The following is a 17,823-nucleotide window of genomic DNA, read 5'->3' on the forward strand; positions in this document are numbered from 1 at the left end:
TACCGCACCGGCGACCGCTGCCGCTTCCTGGCCGACGGCAACATCGAATATCTGGGGCGTCTGGACCATCAGGTGAAACTGCGCGGCCAGCGCATCGAACTGGGCGAGATCGATGCCGCGCTGCTCAAGCAGCCCGGCATCAGCGCCGCCTGCACCCTGGTGCTGGACAACCGCCTGGTGGCCTTCTACAGCGGTGTGGCGCAGGGCGACCTGGCCGCCCAGCTGGGCGCCGAGTTGCCGGCGCACATGGTGCCCGTGCTGTGGGTCGAAGTGCCGGCGCTGCCGCTGACCACCAACGGCAAGATCGACCGCAAGGCTCTGGCCGCCATGCCGCTGCCACAAAGCCAGGCCGTCGCCGTGGCGCCGCGCAGCGAACTGGAAGTGTTGCTGTGCCAGCTGTTCGCCGAACTGCTGGGCGAGACCCTGGGCAGCGACCGGGCGGTGGGTACGCAAGACAGCTTCTTCGCCTTGGGCGGCGATTCCATCCTGGGCCTGAAGCTGATCTCGCGTCTGCGCGAACAGGGTTATTCGCTCACCCCGAAAGCGCTGTTCCGCTCGCCGACCCCGGCAGCCCTGGCCCTGGTGACCACGCCGCTGGCCAGCCAGGCCGAACAGGGCGAGATCACGGGTGCCATGCCGCTGCTGCCGGTGCAGCAGTGGTTCTTCGACATGCAGCAACCGCACGCCGCGTACTGGAACCAGGCGGTACTGGCCGACAGCGACCGACCGCTGCAACCGGCCTTGGTGCAAGAGGTTCTGGACCGCCTGGTTGCCCACCACGACGCCCTGCGCTTGCGCTTCCATAACGCCAATGGCCAGTGGCAGGCGCAGATCGCGGCGGTTTCGCCGGCGCGCTTCAGCGTCTGCGAGCACGCCGGGCAACTGCAACAGGTGGCTGAAAGCCTCAACCTGCAGGACGGCCCGCTGTTCGCCGCCGCCTTGCTGCAAGGCACGCCGCAGCGCCTGTATCTGGTCGCTCATCACCTGGTGGTCGACGCGGTGTCCTGGACACCCTTGCTGGAGGACTTCCAGCAGCTGTATCAGCACCTGGAGCGTGGCGAGACGCCCAGGCTGCCCGCCAAGACCACGTCCTACCGGCAGTGGGCCGAGCAATTGCGCGCCCATGGCGACAAGGCCACAGCCGAGCTGGGCTACTGGAAACTGCAGGGCGCCACCCACCCCGCGCCCCAGGCGACCTTCGCCGAGCGCCAGACCCTCTCGGCCCGCTGGGACGCGGCACACACACGACAGTGGCTCACCGAGGCGCATGCCGCCTACCGCACGCAACCCGAAGAGCTGCTGATCGCCGCCCTGGCCGCGACCCTGGCCCAGGCCGAAGGCCGCAGCGAGGTCGTCGTCGACCTGGAGCGGCATGGCCGCGATGCGCCGTTCGAGGGGCTGGACGTCAGCCGGACCGTGGGCTGGTTCACCACCCTGTATCCGCTGCGAGTGAAGTCCAGCGGCACGCCGGCCGAACGCGTGCGCGACGCCAAGGAGGCCCTGCGTGGCGTACCGGGCAATGGCCTGGGCCATGGCCTGCTGTGCCAGCGCGGCGAACTGCCGCCCAGCCGTGGCGACGTGTTGTTCAACTACCTGGGCCACGAACAGCCGCCCGAGGGCTGGCTGCGCGCCAGCCAGCTGGCGGCGCCGGCAGACGTGGCAGCCGCCAACCGGGTCAGTCATGCCCGTGAGGTGGTGGCCTGGCTGCAAGACGGCGTGCTGCATATCGAGTGGCACAGCGTAACGCCGCAGGCCGACAGCCGCTGGCCGGCGCGCCTGCTGGAACACCTGCAGGCACTGGTCGCCCATTGCATGGACCCGCAGGCCGGCGCGCTGATGCCGTCGGACTTCCCGCTGGCCAAGGGCATCAACCAGAAATCCCTGGACACGCTGCTGAGCAAGCTCAAGAGCAAACCGAATACCAAAAGCTAGTGCGCGGTGCGGCGCGCGGGTGGACATGCCCCGCGCGCCGCTGCCGATCAGCAACTTTTCAAGATTTGCCTACGGATCGTTTAAGCATGAACAACATCGAAGACATCTACTCCCTCTCGCCGACGCAGCATGGCCTGCTGTTCCACAGCGTCGTCGAGGCGGATTCGCGGGTGTACTACCAGCAACTGAGCCTGGAGATCCAGGGCCCGCTGGACACCACCGCATTTCGCAGCGCCTGGCAGGCTCTGATGCAGCGCCACGCAGTACTGCGCAGCGCGTTTCTCTGGGAAGACCTGGACGACGCCTACCAGGTGGTGCAGCAGGGCATCGAGCTGCCGCTGAGCCTGCTCGACTGGCGCGCCCGCGACGACCAGCAGGCCGCCCTCGAAGCCCTGGCGCTGGAGCAGCGCGCCCTGCCGCTGGAACTCAACGACGCGCCCCTGATGCGCGTGGCCCTGGTGCGCCTGGCCGAGCAGCGCTGGCACCTGACCTGGACCTTCCACCACATTCTCATGGACGGCTGGAGCGTCGGCATCGCCATCCAGGAATGGTTGGCCCTGTACTACGAAAGCGCCCTGGGCCGCCCCGCCCGGTTGTCAGCCACCCGCCCGTATCGCGACTACATCGCCTGGCTGGCCGAACAGGACATGGCCGCCACCGAGGCCTTCTGGCGCGAGCGCCTGCACGACCTGAACGAACCCACGCCGCTGCCAGACTTCGCCGTGCGCCTGGCACCGCCCACCGGTGCCCCCTTCGCCGAGCGCGAAACCCTGCTGCAAGCCGACGAGACCGAACAGCTGACGCGCTTCGCCCGCCAGCACGGCCTGACCCTCAACACCCTGATCCAGGGCGCCTGGGCCTTGCTGCTGGGCCAGCACGCCGGGCGTGACGACGTGGTCTACGGCGTCACCGTGGCCGGTCGCCCGGAAAGTCTGCCGGGGGTCGAGAGCAGTGTCGGCCTGTTCATCAATACCCTGCCGCTGCGCGTGCAATGGGCCGACAGCCCGGCGCTGGTGGATTGGCTGCACGCCCTGCAACAGGCCAACAGCGACCTGCGCCAGCACGCCTACCTGCCGGTGGGCAAGCTCAAGGCCATGAGCGGCATCGCCGCCGAGCGGGCGCTGTTCGACTCGATTCTGGTGTTCGAGAACTTCCCGGTCACCGACGCCCTCAACCAGGACGCCGACGGGTTGAGCTTCATCGCCCCGCAGCCGACCCAGACGGTCGATGGCATTACCCACACCCAGGGCCGCAACCATTTCCCGCTGGCGTTGATCGTGGTTCCCGGCGAGCGGCTGAACTACCTGTTCAGCTATGAGCGCCGCCGCTTCAGCGACGCGGAAATCGCCGTGCTCTCGGCGCAACTGCGCGCCCTGCTGCTGGCCATGGCCGCCCAGCCGCACTGCCGAGTGGCCGAACTGGCCTGGGTCAGCCCAGAGGAACAGGCGCAACTACAGGCCCAAGGCCGCGGTGCGCAGCTGCCGGTGCCGACACTGGGCCTGCACCAGCGCTTCGAGCAGCAGGCGCTGACCCACCCCGAGCGAGAGGCACTGCGCGACCGCCAGGGCGCCCTGAGCTATGCCGAACTCGAGCGCCGCGCCAACCAGCTCAGCCAGCACCTGCACGGCCAGGGTATCGGCGCTGGCAGCCTGGTGGCCCTGGGCCTGGAGCGCAGTGCCGACTTCGTCATCGCCCTGCTGGCCACCCTCAAGGCCGGTGCGGCGTACCTGCCGCTGGACCTCAAGCAACCGGTCGGGCGCCTGGCCGATGTCCTGGCCGACAGCCGCGCGGCGCTGCTGATCGGTGCCACCGCGTCGCCAGCACTGACGCGCCTGGCCGAGCACACCCCGGCGCTGTGGCTGAACGAAGCCGCCACGCACATTGCCGCGCAACCGGCCCACGCCCCTGATGTACAGCACCCTGCCGACGCGGCGGCCTACGTGATCTATACCTCGGGCTCCACTGGCACACCGAAGGGCGTGGTGGTCGAACACCGCGCCATCGTCGACTACCTGGGCGCCGTTCAGGCCCTGCTCGATGCGCCCGCAGCGGCCCGCTATGCCCTGCTGTCCAGCGTCGCCGCCGACCTCGGCCATACCCAGCTGTTCGGCGCCCTGTGCAGCGGCGCCAGCCTGTTGCTGGTGGATGACGACAGCGCCTTCAGCCCCCTGGCCCTGGCCGAGCTGTTCGAGCAGCAGCCGGTGGACGTGCTGAAGATCACCCCGAGCCATCTCGGCGGCCTGCTGCAGGCCCTGCCGGATGCCCGCCTGCTGCCACGCTCGCGGCTGGTATTCGGCGGCGATGCGCTGAGCCCCGAGCTGCTCGACAAGGTCCGCAGCCTGGCGCCACACCTGCGCGTGTTCAACCATTACGGGCCCAGCGAAGCCACGGTCGGGGCGATTGCCACCGAACTGCCGGCCGGCCTGCGCAGCATTCCTCTGGGCCGCCCGCTGCCCAACCGCCAGCTGCGCGTGGTCGATGCCCATGGCCAGGCCGTGGCCACCGGGGTCAGCGGCGAGCTGCTGATCGGCGGTGCGCTGGCACGGGGTTACCTGCATCGCCCGGACCTCACCGACGAGCGCTTCAGCGTCGATGCCCAGCAGCAGCGCTGGTACCGCACCGGTGACCGCGTGCGCTGGCTGGAAGATGGCCAACTGGCGTTTCTCGGCCGCGTCGACAGCCAGGTCAAGATTCGCGGCAACCGCCTGGAACTGGGCGAAGTGGAGGCGCAGATCAGGCGCCTGTCGCCCAGCATCGAACAGGTGCTGGTGCGCGCCGTGGAACTGGACGGTAGCCTGCGCCTGGTGGCCTGGCTGGTGGCCAGCCAGAGCCTGTCGCCAGCCAAGCTGCGCGACGACCTGGCCATGCGCGTGCCGGACTACATGGTGCCGGCGCACTTCATCAGCCTCGACGAACTGCCGCTGAACCGTAACGGCAAGGTCGATGCCAGCCGCCTTCCGCTGCCGGCGCAGCCGGTCGACGACAGCGCCAGCCACGTGGCGCCACGCAACGAGGTGGAAGCGCTGCTGGCGGATATCTGGCAGGACGTGCTCAAGCGCGACCGAGTGGGCGTGCATGACAACTTCTTCGCCCTGGGCGGCGACTCGATCCTCAACCTACAAATCATCGCCCGTGCCAACCAGCAAGGGCTCAAACTCACGCCGCGCCAGCTGTTCGAGAACCGCACCATCGCCGACATCGCCCGGGTACTGGGCGCCGATGCCAGCGGTGCGGTGGCCGACGCTGCCAGCCAAGGCCTGGAGTTGCCGCTGGGCGCCGGCCAGTGCGCGCGCCTGGACAGCGGCGCGCTGCAAGCCACCTGGCGCTGCGTAGCACTGACCCGGAACCTCGACAACGCCGTTCTGGCTCAGGCGCTCGGCGCCGTACAACAGCACCATCAGGCCCTGCGTCTGGCGCTGCAACGCACCCCCGAAGGCCACTGGCACCAGCGTGTGCTGGCGCAGGCCCTGGCCCCGCAGGTGGACGTTCGGGATCTCGCCGAACTCGGCCAGGCGCCGCTGCAAGCCCTGGCCGAACAGGCTGTCGAGGGCCTGGCGCTGGACGCCGGGCAGACCCTGCACGCCAGCCTGCTGACGCACAGCGGCCAGCCGTACCTGTTGCTCGCCGCCCACCCGCTGTGCCTGGACGAAGCCTCCTGGCCACTGCTGCTCGACGACCTCAACTTGGCACTGGCGCAGCAGCTGCACCAGCGGCCACTGCGCCTGGCCTACAACGGCGGTGACTTCAGCCGCTGGACCCAGCACCAGCAGGCCTACGCCCAAGGCGATGGCCTGGACGAGGCCTGGGAACACTGGCTGCAGTTCGTCGGCATGGACCTGCTGGCCCTGCCCCCGCCCCAGGAACAGCCCGCGATTGGCGTGGCCGAGCACCGCGTATCGGCCGAGACCTCCCGCGACCTCAAGCGCCTGCTGGAGGTGCTGCAACTGGACTGGAACGCCCTGCTGGCCGCCGCCGTGGCCGAGCAATGGCGCACCCTGGCTGGCAACGGGTTGATCGCCCTGGCCTTGCAGGCCGGACGTCCGCAAGCCGAGCGCCTGCCGGTGAACGCGCCGATCAGCACCGCCGACCTGGAGCCGCAACGCATCATCGGCGCCCTGGAACAGCCCGTACCCTTCTACCTGCAGGTGCAGGGCGACAACCTGCTGCAACGCCTGCAAGCCACCGCTGCGCAGCTGCGTGCCTACCCGCAGTTGGGCAGCGACTACGGCGTGCTGCGCTACCTGTCGGACAACAGCTACCTGCAAGAGCCGCTGCGCGACCTGCCGACCCCGCCGATCAGCATCCGCTGGCAAGGCGACCGCGACAGCCATCGCGAACCGCGCGCCGTCATGGGCCGGCTCACCGCTGCCAGCCAGTCGCCTGCACCGGGCAGCGCCCTGGTGCTCGATGCCTGCTGGCAGGATGATTGCCTGCACCTGCACGCCACCGGTGCGCTGGCCGCCGACTGGCTGCCACAGCTGCTGCAGCGCCTGAACGAACTGGCCGCGCTGCTCGCCCAGCCCGAGCTGCGTCCGCACAGTACGGCGTTCCCGCTGTGCCATCAGCAAGCCGCGACCCTGGCTGCCGAGCCACTGGACTGGGCGAACATCGAAGACCTCTATCCGCTGTCGTCCATGCAACAGGGCATGCTGCTGCACACCCTGCTGCAACCGCACAGCGGCATCTACCTGATGCAGCAGCGCTACAGCTGGGACGGCGACCTGCAACGCCCGGCCATGCAAGCGGCCTGGCAGCTGTTCCTCGAACGTCACCCGATGATGCGCACCGCGTTCTGGTGGCAGGACGAGCACGCACCGCTGCAATGCGTACTGCGCCAGGCCGACCCGGCGTTCGACTGGCAGGACCTGCGCCACCTGGATGCCGACGCCCAGCGCCTGGCCATGGACCAGGCCCTCGAAGCGCAACGCCAGCAGGGCTTCGACATGGCCCGTGCGCCGCTGACCCACCTACGCATCTTCCAGCTCGACGAGCGCCGCTTCGCCGTGGTGCGCAGCTTCCACCACATCCTCACCGATGCCTGGTGCTTCGGCCTGCTGATGGAAGACCTGCTGGCCATCTACCAGGCCATGGTGCGCCACGAGCCGGTCGCGCGCCCGCGCCTGCGCTCGTTCCGTGGCTACATGAGCTGGCTGGAACGCCAGGACATGGCGGCTGCGCAGGCCTTCTGGCAGGCCGACCTGGCGGGCTTCAGCGAACCGACCCCGCTGGCCGTGGACACGCCGCTGGCCGACGAGCAGCAGCCCGCTGAAGCGGTCGGCGACCAGGACTGCACCCTGAGCATCAGCCAGACCCGCCGCCTGCAGGAGCTTTGCCAGCATTACCAACTGACCCCCAACACCTGGATTCAGGGCGCCTGGGCCTTGCTGCTGTCGCGCTACAGCGGTAACCGCGACGTGCTGTTCGGCGTCACCGTGGCCGGACGCCCCACGGAGCTGGCCGGGGTCGAGGAAATGGTCGGTATCTTCATCAACAGCCTGCCCCTGCGCGTGGATGTCGACCCGCAGGCACCGGTGGCCGAATGGCTGCAGGCGCTGCTGTCGCACAACGCCCGCCTGCGCGAGCATGAAAGCGCTTCGCTGGTGGACATCCAGCGTTGCAGCGACGTGCCACGCGGCCAGGCACTGTTCGACAGCCTGGTGGTGTTCGAGAACGCGCCGCTGGATATCAGCAGCGTGCAGCTGGACAACTTCAGCATCGATATCTACGAAGACCGGGTGCACACCAACTTCCCGATGACGGTGGTGCTCTACCCCGGTGATCGCCTGGGCATCCGCCTGTCTTACGACACCCGGCGCTTCAGTGCCGACACCGTGCAACGCATGCTCGGGCACCTGGTGCAGTTGCTCGGCGGCATGCTCGAACAGCCCGAGGCGCGGCTCGACACCCTGTCGCTGCTGGCACCGACCGAGCGCCAGCAATTGCTGGTGGACTACAACCGCAGCGGTGTCGACTTCCCGCTACAGCGTGGCTATGCGGCGCTGTTCGCCGAACAGGTGAGCCGGCGCGGGCAGCAGGTGGCCGCCGTGTGCCAGGGCGAGTCGCTGAGCTACGCCGAACTGGACCGCCGCAGCAATGCCGTGGCGCATGCCCTGCAAACCGCCGGTGCCGGGCCGGAAACCCTGGTGGCGCTGTTCGCCGAGCGCGGCCTGGCACTGCTGACCCTGATGATCGGCACCCTCAAGGCCGGCGCCGCATTCCAGGCCCTGGACATCCAGCAACCGCCCGCAAGGCTGGCCGAACTGCTGGCCCTCGGCGAAGCACCGCTGCTGCTGGTCTGCGACCAGGCCAGCGCCGTACTGGACCAGGTCCTGCCGAACCTGCAACGCCAGCCCACCTGCCTGGTCGCCCAGCCGCTGTGGCAAGGCGCCGCGCAGCCGGCGGTCAGCTACAACCATGACCCGGACCAGCTGGCCTACGTGATCTTCACCTCGGGTTCCACCGGCCAGCCCAAGGGCGTGATGGTCGAGCAGCGCGGCATGCTCAACAACATGTTCGGCAAGGTCCCGGCCCTGGGCCTGGGCGACCACGACCGCATCGCCCAGACCGCCTCGCCGGCCTTCGATATCAGCGTCTGGCAGTTCCTCGCCGCGCCGCTATTCGGCGCCACCGTGCACATCCTGCCCGACGCCCAGGCCCACGATCCGCTGGCACTGCTCGACGCGGTCGAGGCGCATGGCCTGACGCTGCTGGAAACCGTACCGGCGTTGATTCGCGGCATGCTCCAGGAAAGCTCGGCCGACCACCGCCTGGCCAGCCTGCGCTGGCTGCTGCCCACCGGCGAAGCGCTGCCACCGGCACTGGCCCGCGACTGGCTGACGCGCTTCCCCCACGTACCGATGATGAACGCCTACGGCCCGGCCGAATGCTCGGACGACGTGGCCTTCCACGCCATTACCCAAGCCGCGGACGCCGACTGCCTGCACATGCCGATCGGCCTGCCGACCGCCAACAACCAGCTGTTCGTGCTCGATGCCGAGCTGCGCCTGCTGCCGGTGGGTGTGCCGGGCGAGCTGTGTATCGGCGGCGTCGGCGTGGGCCGGGGCTACCTGCGCGACCCGCAGCGCACCCGTGAAGCCTTCGTCGAACACCCCTTCGAGCCTGGCGCACGCCTGTATCGCAGTGGCGACATCGGCCGCTTGCGCGCCGACGGCGTGTTCGAATACCTGGGCCGGCGTGACCAGCAGGTGAAGATCCGTGGCCATCGCATCGAGCTGGGCGAGATCGAAAACCGCCTGATGCAACACCCGGCGGTCAGCAGCGCCGCAGTGCTGGCGCGGCCCGACGCACGGGGTGCCTTGCAACTGGTGGCCTGGTACGTGCTGGAGGATGACGCCGCGCTGGACGCCGAAGCGGCGCAGGCGGTGCTCAGCACCTACCTGGGCGAGCAACTGGCGACCTACATGCTGCCGGCGCGCTGGGTGAACCTGGCACAGCTGCCGCTGAACGCCAACGGCAAGGTCGACCGCCGTGCCCTGGCGGCCCTCGACCTGCCGCAGGACCAGCAGCCGCAGGATCTGCCGGCGGCGCCGCGCAGTGACACCGAGAAAGTGCTGGCCGAACTGTGGCAGCAGCTGCTCGGCCTGGACAGCGTGAGCGTGCACGATGACTTCTTTGCCATTGGCGGGCACTCGTTGCTGGCGACCCAGATGCTGTCACGGATTCGCCGCCACCTGGCCGTCGACCTGCCGCTGCGCACGCTGTTCGAAGGCGGCACCCTGGAGCAACTGGCCCAGGCCGTGGAGCGCCAGCGCGAGGCACAGGGCGCCGTCGAGCCAGGCAGCGAGATGGTGCCGGTGCCGCGTGACCAGCAGTTGCCGCTATCCTTCGCCCAGCAACGATTGTGGTTCCTCGACCGCCTGGAAGGCCCGAGCGCGGCCTACAACATGGGCTCGGTGGTACGCCTGCGCGGCGCGCTGAACGTCGCGGCGCTGCAAGCGGCCTTGCACCGCGTGCTGGAGCGCCATGAAGCGCTGCGTACCGCCTTCCAACTGGTTGGCGAGCAGCCCTGCCAGGTCATCACGCCCGTACCGGCCCTGGACCTGACGCCCACCGACCTCAGCCAACTGGCCGGCGAGGCGCAGCAGCAGGCATTGCAGCGTCTGATCGACGAACAGGCCGCCCGGCCGTTCGACCTGCAACAGGCCCCGATGCTGCGTGCCAGCCTGCTGCGCCTGGGCGCTGACGACCACGTACTGCAACTGGTGCTGCACCACATCGCCACCGATGCCTGGTCGATGGGCATCCTGATGCGTGAGCTGATTACCGCTTACCTGGCCTTCAGCCAGGGCCACACGCCGGACCTCGCTCCGCTGCCGATCCAGTACGCCGACTACGCCCACTGGCAGCGCAGCCCGGCGCAGCAGCGTTTGCTGGCCCAGGCCATCGACTACTGGCGCCAGCAGCTGGCCGGTGCACCGACGCTGATCCCGCTGCCGCTGGACTACCCGCGCCCGGCCCGCCCGGACTACCAGGGTGCCGCCCTGCAGCAGCGCTTCAGCGCGGCGCAGACCCAGGCCCTGAAGGCCTACGCCCAGGCCCACAAGGCCACGCTGTTCATGGTCCTGCTCAACGCCTTCAACAGCCTGATGCAGCGGGCCACCGGCGCGCAGGACTTCATCGTCGGCACCGACCTGGCCAACCGCGAACATCCGGCACTGGAAAACCTCATCGGCTTCTTCGTCAACGTACTGCCGATCCGCGCCCGACTGGACGCTGGCGAGCGCTTCGACACCCGCCTGCAACGCCTGCGTGACGACTGCCTGGCAGCCTTCCAGCATCAGCAGGTGCCGTTCGACAAGCTGGTCGAGACCCTGCAACCGCCACGTCAGCCAGGCGTCAACCCGCTGGTGCAGGTGCTGTTCGTGATGCAGAACACCCCCGGCGACCAGGCCCACCTGCCGGGCCTGGAGGTGCAGGACTACCTGCAGGCGGGCCAGCAGAGCAGCAAATTCGACCTCGCGGTGTTCGTCGAAGAAGACGACGACCAAGGCCTGAGCGTGCGCTGGGTGTACCGCACCAGCGTGCTCGGCGCCGCCACCGTTCAGCGCCTGGAACAAGGCTTCGACACCCTCTTGGAGCGCATCATGACCGCACCCGAAAACGCCCTGGAAGACTGGCAGTGGCGCCTGCAGGATGGCCACGACCCGGCCGCCGCCCACCCGGCTGCAGCGCCAGCCGACGACGCCGCGGCGCGCAGCGCACGCAAGCTGTCGAAGATGAGCAAGCTCAAGCAGACTCGCGCCAGCGCCGTCAGCCAACTGGCCCATGAACAGGTGCGCACCCGCGCACTGGTCGAAGGCCAGGCGCTGCCCCTGGTGATCGAGCCGCTGCTGGGCGACCTCGACCCGGCACACTGGGCGCAGCAGGCCCGGCCGTGGATCAACGAGCAGCTGCGCACCCACGGCGGCCTGCTGTTCCGTGGTTTCGACCTGCCCGACGCCAGCGCCTTCGAACGCTTTGCCCAAGCCATCGAGCCGGACCTGTACGGCACCTACGGCGACCTGCCGAAGAACACCTCGGGCAAGAACATCTACCACTCCACGCCGTACCCGGAACAGCACATGATCCTGTTCCACAACGAGAGCTCGCACCTGCCGCAGTGGCCGCGCAAGCAATGGTTCTTCTGCGAGATCCCGTCGCCGGTCGGTGGCTGCACGCCGATCGTCGACTGCCGCCAGGTACTGACGCGCCTGCCCGAGACCATCGTCGACCGTCTCAAGGCCCAGGGCCTGCTGTACGTGCGGCACTTCACCGACAAGCTGGACGTACGCTGGCAGGACTTCTTCAAGACCGAGGACCGCAGCGAGGTCGAGCGCCAGTGCCGTGACAGCGGCATGCAATGGCAATGGCTGGGAGACGACAACCTGCGCATCGCCCAGCACTGCCCGGCCATCGTCGCCCATCCGGACACAGGCGAGCTGGCGTTCTTCAACCAGGTGCAACTGCACCACCCGGCGTGCCTGGAACCGGAGGTGCGCAGCAACCTGATCAACCTGTTCGGCCTCGGCAACCTGCCACGCAATGTCTACTACGGCGATGGCAGCGTGATCGAAGACGAGGTGATGGCGGTGATCGGTGAGGCCTACGAGGCCTGCGCGGTACGCTTCAAATGGCACAAAGGCGACATGGTGATGCTCGACAACATGCTGGTGGCGCACGCCCGCGACCCGTTCGAAGGAGAACGCAAGATCTGCGTTGCCATGGGCCAGATGATGAATCGCCAGCAGTTGGAGGCCTGTCAGCCCGCGCCACAGCACACCGAGGAGCAGGCATGAACGCATTCGAATCCCGCGATGAAGCCTTCGCCCTGTCGCCGCAGCAACGCCGCCAGTGGCTGGGCGGCCTGCCGGCACCCCGCCTGCACCTGGAGGTGACCGGCGAACTGCCATTGGCGGCGTTGCAGGCGCGCCTGGCCGCGTTGTGCGCCAGCCATGAAGCCTTGCGTTTGCAGGTGCGCCCGCAGCCGGGCCTGCAAGTGCCCTTGCAGGGGGTCGCCGAGCATGCCGCAGAGGCTATCGGCATCGAGGTCGAGGCGCTGAGCGATGGCCGCCAGCGCCTGAGCCTGCAACTGCCGGCCCTGGCCGCCGATCGCGGCACCCTGCTGCGCCTGGCCGCGGCCCTGGCGGCGCACGCGCTGCCGCCGGTCGATGACGAGGCCATGACGTACACCCAGTACAGCGCCTGGCTGCAGGAACTGCAGGCCGACGAAGACGCCGAACTGGGCCGCCGCTTCTGGGCGGGCCAGGCCGTGGCCGAGCAGGCCGGCAGCGAGCTGCTCTATCGCCAGGTGCGGCACGACCAGAGCGATGCACCGCTGACCACCGAATGCCTGGCCGGCCAGGCATTGAGCACGGCGCTGGACCGCTATTGCCAACGCCATGCGGCCAGCCCCGAGCAGGTGCTGATGAGCGCCTGGGGGGTGCTGCTGCAACGCCTGAGCAGCACCGACATGCCTGCCCTGGCGCTCAACTGGGTGCATGACTGCCGTGACGACTACGAGGAACTGACCGACTGCTGGGGCCTGTTCGCCAAGTCCCTGCCGTTGCGCTTCGCAGCCACTGGCGAAGGCCGCTTCGCCGAGGTCCTGGCAGACCTGCAAGCGCGTTGCGAGCAGGCCGGCGAATGGCAGGAGTACGGTCATGCCGCCGAGCAGGCTCGCTACGGCTTTCAGTGGAGCCAACCGGTGGCGCCGCGTTACCCCCTCCTGGGCAGTCAGGCTTCTAGCTTCCGGGTGCTGGAATTGCACGCGCCCGTGCCAGGAATCGAATTGCTGCTGCGCGTCGAACCCACCGAGGGCGACTATCGCCTGAGTCTGCAACACGCGCCGAGCCGCTACAGCGAGCGGGCCGCACGGGTGCTGCTCGAACAATTGCAGGCGCTGCTGGCCGATGCCCTGAGCGAAGCCGACAAACCCTTGGCCGAACTGTCGCTGCAGTCGCCGAGTTTCGCCGCGTCCCTGGCCGAATTGCACCGCCCGGCGACACCCGCCGCCTTCGTCAGCGTACCGGCGGGCTTCAGCCGCTGCGCCGCGCTGTATCCCGACCAGCTGGCGCTGCGCGACCCGCAGCATGCGCTCAGCTATGCCGAACTGGACGCACGCAGCAACCGGCTGGCGCACTACCTGCGCGCCCAGGGCATAGGCCGCGAAGACCGCGTGGCGCTGTACCTGGAGCGCTCCGCGAGTATGGTCATGGCCATGCTTGCCGTGCACAAGTGCGGCGCGGCCTTCGTGCCGCTGGATGTCCAGCAGCCGGCGCAACGTGCCCTGGCCATCCTGCAACAGGCGCAACCGGCCTGGGTCATCAGCGGCGCAGCCGGCCCCGCCCCGGCGCTGGCCAGTGCCGGCAGCCTCGACCTGGGCTACACCGAGGCCTGGCACGGCTATTCGCCAGCAGCGCTGGACGTCGAGGTGCAGGCGCAGGATGCCGCCTACGTGCTGTTCACCTCTGGCAGCACCGGCACCCCCAAGGGCGTGGTCGTCGAGCACGGCCAGCTGGCCAGTTACATCGCCAGCATCACCCGGCGCCTGGACCTGCAGCCGGGCCAGCGCAGCGCCGTGGTCACCGCCCTGGCTGCCGATCTGGGCTACACCCTGCTGTTCCCGGCGCTGCTCAGCGGCGGTGAATTGCATGTGCTGGACAAGGACACCGCGATGAACGCCCAGGCCTGGGCGCAGTGGCAGGCCGACTACCCCGCCGACCACCTGAAGATCGTGCCCTCGCTGCTCGAAGCCTGGTTGCAGCACCACCACAGCGCCGCCGTGCTGCCGCGCCGGCAGCTGATTCTTGGCGGTGAATCCAGCCCACCGCGCCTGCTCAAGGCCTTGCACGCGCTGGCGCCGGACCTGGTGGTGTTCAACCACTACGGCCCCACCGAGACCACCATTGGCGTGGCCATGCAGCGCCTCGACCCGGCCGTCGATTACCGGCGCCTGCCGCTCAGCGAGCGCCTGGACGGCATGCGCCTGTACCTGCTCGATGCACAAGGGCAGCAGGTGGCGCCGGGCATCGACGCCGAACTCTACATCGCCGGCCCGCAGCTGGCGCGCGGCTACCTGGATGCGCAGCAGGACCAGGGACGCTTCGTCGAGCGCGAGGGCGAACGCCTGTACCGCACGGGCGACCGGGCGGTCTATAACGTCGATGGCAGCGTGGAAATCACCGGGCGTGCCGACCGCCAGGTGAAGATCCGAGGCTTTCGCGTCGAACTGGACGAGATCCAGGCGCAGCTGGCCAGCCTGCCCGGCGTGGCCCAGGCGGCGGTGGAGTGCCTGGCCAAAGGTGAGCTGGGCCAGCAGTTGTTCGCCTTCCTGACCCTGGCGCCGGGGCATTCGCCCAGCGTTGCGCAACTGCACGGCCAGGCCCAGGACCGCCTGCCCGACTACATGCTGCCGGCGCTGCGCATCGTCGACGCCCTGCCGCTGATGAGCAACGGCAAGCTCGACCGCAAGACCCTGCAGCAGTGGGCCGACAAGGTTCTCGACAGCGTCGGCAGCGCGCAGCCGCGTACGCCGCTGGAAGCGCTGCTGGCCGAGGTCTGGGCGCAGGTGCTGGGCCTGGAACGGGTCGGTATCGACGATGACTTCTTCGAACTGGGCGGCCATTCCCTCGCCGCCGTGACCCTGGCCAGCCGCCTGCAGACCGTGCTGGCGGCGCCGGTGACGGTCAACGCGGTGTTCAGCGCGCCCAGCGTCGCCGCCTTCGCTACCCTGGTGCAGGCCGAGCTGCAGCTTTCACCGCTGGTGCGCCTGGCGGTGCACGACCCGGCAGCCCCGAACCTGTTCTGCTTCCACCCTTCCACCGGGCATGTGCAGGACTACCGCGCCCTGCGTGCGCCGCTGCCGACCTGGAACCTCTGGGGTTTGCAGGCCGCCTACCTGGGCGAGGACAGCAGCACGCTGACGGGCGACATCGACAGCCTGGCGGCGGGTTACGTCGAGCAACTGCGTGGCCAGCAACCGCACGGCCCGTATCACCTGCTGGGCTTCTCGCTGGGCGGGCTGCTGGCGATTGCGGCGGCTGGGCTGCTGGAGCGCCAGGGGGAGCGCGTGGCATTTCTTGGCATCGTCGATTCGCAGTACCAACATCAGACTTCGCCAGACAGCGTCGACGCCCTGCTTGCCGAAGCATCGCCTGCCTTGAGCGCCGACAGCCAGGTGCGCCTGCAGCAATTGCCAACCGACCTGCGCGCGGCACTGGTCGCGCAGCTCGAAGCCCTGCCGGCGAGCGAGCGCCTGGCCGCACTGGTGCAATGGGCTCGCCAGCAGGGCCTGCAACTGCAGGACGACAGCTGGGAACACCTGCAAGTGCGTCTGCGTTACCAGCAGCACACGCAGCATCTGTTGGCGACCTTCCAGCCTCCCCGGTTAAGCTGTGACGTTCATGTCTGGTGGGCCAGCGCCACGCTGGCCGACAGCGACTTCGTCGACCCGCAGTGGGAGCGCCTGAGCCAAGGGCGACTGACCCGTGCGGTGCTCCAGGCACAACACCTGACCATCCTCGAACAGCCCGCCCTGCATCAGCAGCTGGGCGAGCTGCTCGAGGCTTCACACCAACACGGAGCGGTTTGAATGGATCTTCTGATACTCATGGCTCGGCGTTCATGGCGCGCACTGCTGATCGCGACCGTGACCGGGCTGGTCTGCGGCCTGGCGGCAGCGGGCCTGATTGCCAACATCAACCACAGCCTGGAAGTGTTCGACCAGTTGCAGCCCTCGACCGGCTGGTACTTCGCCGCGCTGGTGCTGCTCGTCGCGGTGTCGCGGGTCATCTCCGACGTCAGCCTGCTGCGCCTGGGCCAGGGGGCGGTGCATGACATGCGCCTGCACCTGAGCGCCAAGCTGATCGACACCCCCTACGCGCAGTTGCAGCGCCTGGGCAAGCACCGCCTGCTGGCGATGCTCACCGACGACACGCAGACCATCAGCCAGGCCGTGGAGCTGGTGCCGATCCTGCTGGTCAATGCCGGGATCATCATCGCCTGCCTGGGCTACCTGGGCTGGTTGAGCCTGCCCCTGCTGGGCCTGACCCTGGCGCTGATCGTGCTGGGCTGCCTGAGCTTCAACTGGCCGCAGCGCTGGGCGCTGGGGTCGATCACCCGGGCCCGCGAGCTGAAGGACCAGCTGTTCGATCAATACCGCCTGCTCACCGACGGCAGCAAGGAGCTGCAGCTCAACCACCCGCGCCGCCAGCACTTCTTCGAGCGCCTGCTGCTGCCGGTAAGCCGCCAGTATCGCCAGGACTTCGTGCGTGGCATGAGCATCTACGCGCTGGTGATGAACTGGGGCAACGTGGTGTTCTACCTGCTGATCGGCGTGGTGCTGTTCGTCGCGCCGCAGTTCATCGAACTGAGCGCCAGCCTGGTGACCGGCTACATCCTGGCGATTCTGTACATGATCACCCCGCTGTCGGAGCTGATGCATGCGCTGCCCACCTTGGGCCGCGCCAGCGTCGCGCTGCACAAGATCCGCGCCCTGGAGGGTGAAATGCAGGGTGCCAAGGACAACCTCGCGACGATCCCGCCGACCCAGGTGCGCAGCCTGGTGTGCCGCCAGGTGGCGCACACCTACTACCGCGAGCGCGAGGACGGGCACTTCACCCTCGGCCCGGTCGACCTGACCCTGCATGCCGGAGAAACGGTGTTCATCACCGGCGGCAACGGCAGCGGCAAGACCACCCTGGCCATGCTGCTGACCGGCCTTTATCGCCCGGAAAGCGGCGATATCGTGCTCGACCAGCAGGTGTCGTCGGTGACTGACAACCACCACTACCGCCAGCACTTCTCGGCGATCTTCACCGACTTCTGCCTGTTCGAGAACCTGCTGCAGGGTGACGACCCGCAGCGCATGCAGCAGGCCCGGGAATACCTGGAACACCTGCAGCTGGACCACAAGGTGCAGATCGAGAATGGCCAGCTGACCACCCTGGCGCTGTCCACCGGCCAGCGCAAACGCCTGGCCCTGCTCGGCGCCTGGCTCGACGACCGGCCCTGCTACCTGTTCGATGAGTGGGCGGCGGACCAGGACCCGGTGTTCAAGCACTTCTTCTACCACCGCATCCTTTCGGACCTGCGCGAGCGCGGCAAGCTGGTGATCGTGATTTCCCACGACGACGGGTATTTCGGCCTGGCGGATCGTCTGATCCGCATCGAAAACGGCGCCCTCAGCGAAATCGGCGCCCGCCCCGGCACACCGGCCAAGGCCCCTGCCGAAGCCGCTTCATTGCTGTAAGGGCAATACAGGTCAGTTAGACCGTGGGAGCGAGCTTGCTCGCGAAGGCGGCGTCATGCTCACAACAAATGGGGTGACTTTGCCGACCTCTTCGCGAGCAAGCTCCCCACAAGTGACTCTTCGCGCCTGCTCACTGCATGCGC

General features: G+C 68.5%; 4 protein-coding genes. All 4 read left to right on the forward strand.

The window, feature by feature from the left end; all coding sequences use genetic code 11:
• A partial coding sequence (locus QZ497_RS11590) for a condensation domain-containing protein (protein ID WP_295474672.1) occupies positions 1–1,932 on the forward strand: 1,932 nt, incomplete at its 5' end.
• Positions 1,933–2,018: 86 nt separating this feature from the next.
• Positions 2,019–12,227, forward strand: a complete 10,209-nt coding sequence (locus QZ497_RS11595; RefSeq protein ID WP_295474675.1) for a non-ribosomal peptide synthetase — start codon at positions 2,019–2,021, stop codon at positions 12,225–12,227.
• On the forward strand, positions 12,224–16,021 hold the full coding sequence (locus tag QZ497_RS11600; RefSeq protein WP_295474678.1) for an amino acid adenylation domain-containing protein: 3,798 nt from the start codon (positions 12,224–12,226) through the stop codon (positions 16,019–16,021). Before QZ497_RS11595 ends, QZ497_RS11600 begins: the two co-directional genes overlap by 4 nt.
• Positions 16,022–17,680, forward strand: coding sequence for a cyclic peptide export ABC transporter (locus QZ497_RS11605; RefSeq protein WP_295474682.1), 1,659 nt, complete (start codon positions 16,022–16,024; stop codon positions 17,678–17,680). It abuts the gene before it with no gap.
• The last annotated feature ends 143 nt before the right edge of the window (positions 17,681–17,823 follow it).

Origin of the sequence: uncultured Pseudomonas sp. (assembly GCF_913777995.1) — a bacterium.
GTDB lineage: Bacteria > Pseudomonadota > Gammaproteobacteria > Pseudomonadales > Pseudomonadaceae > Aquipseudomonas.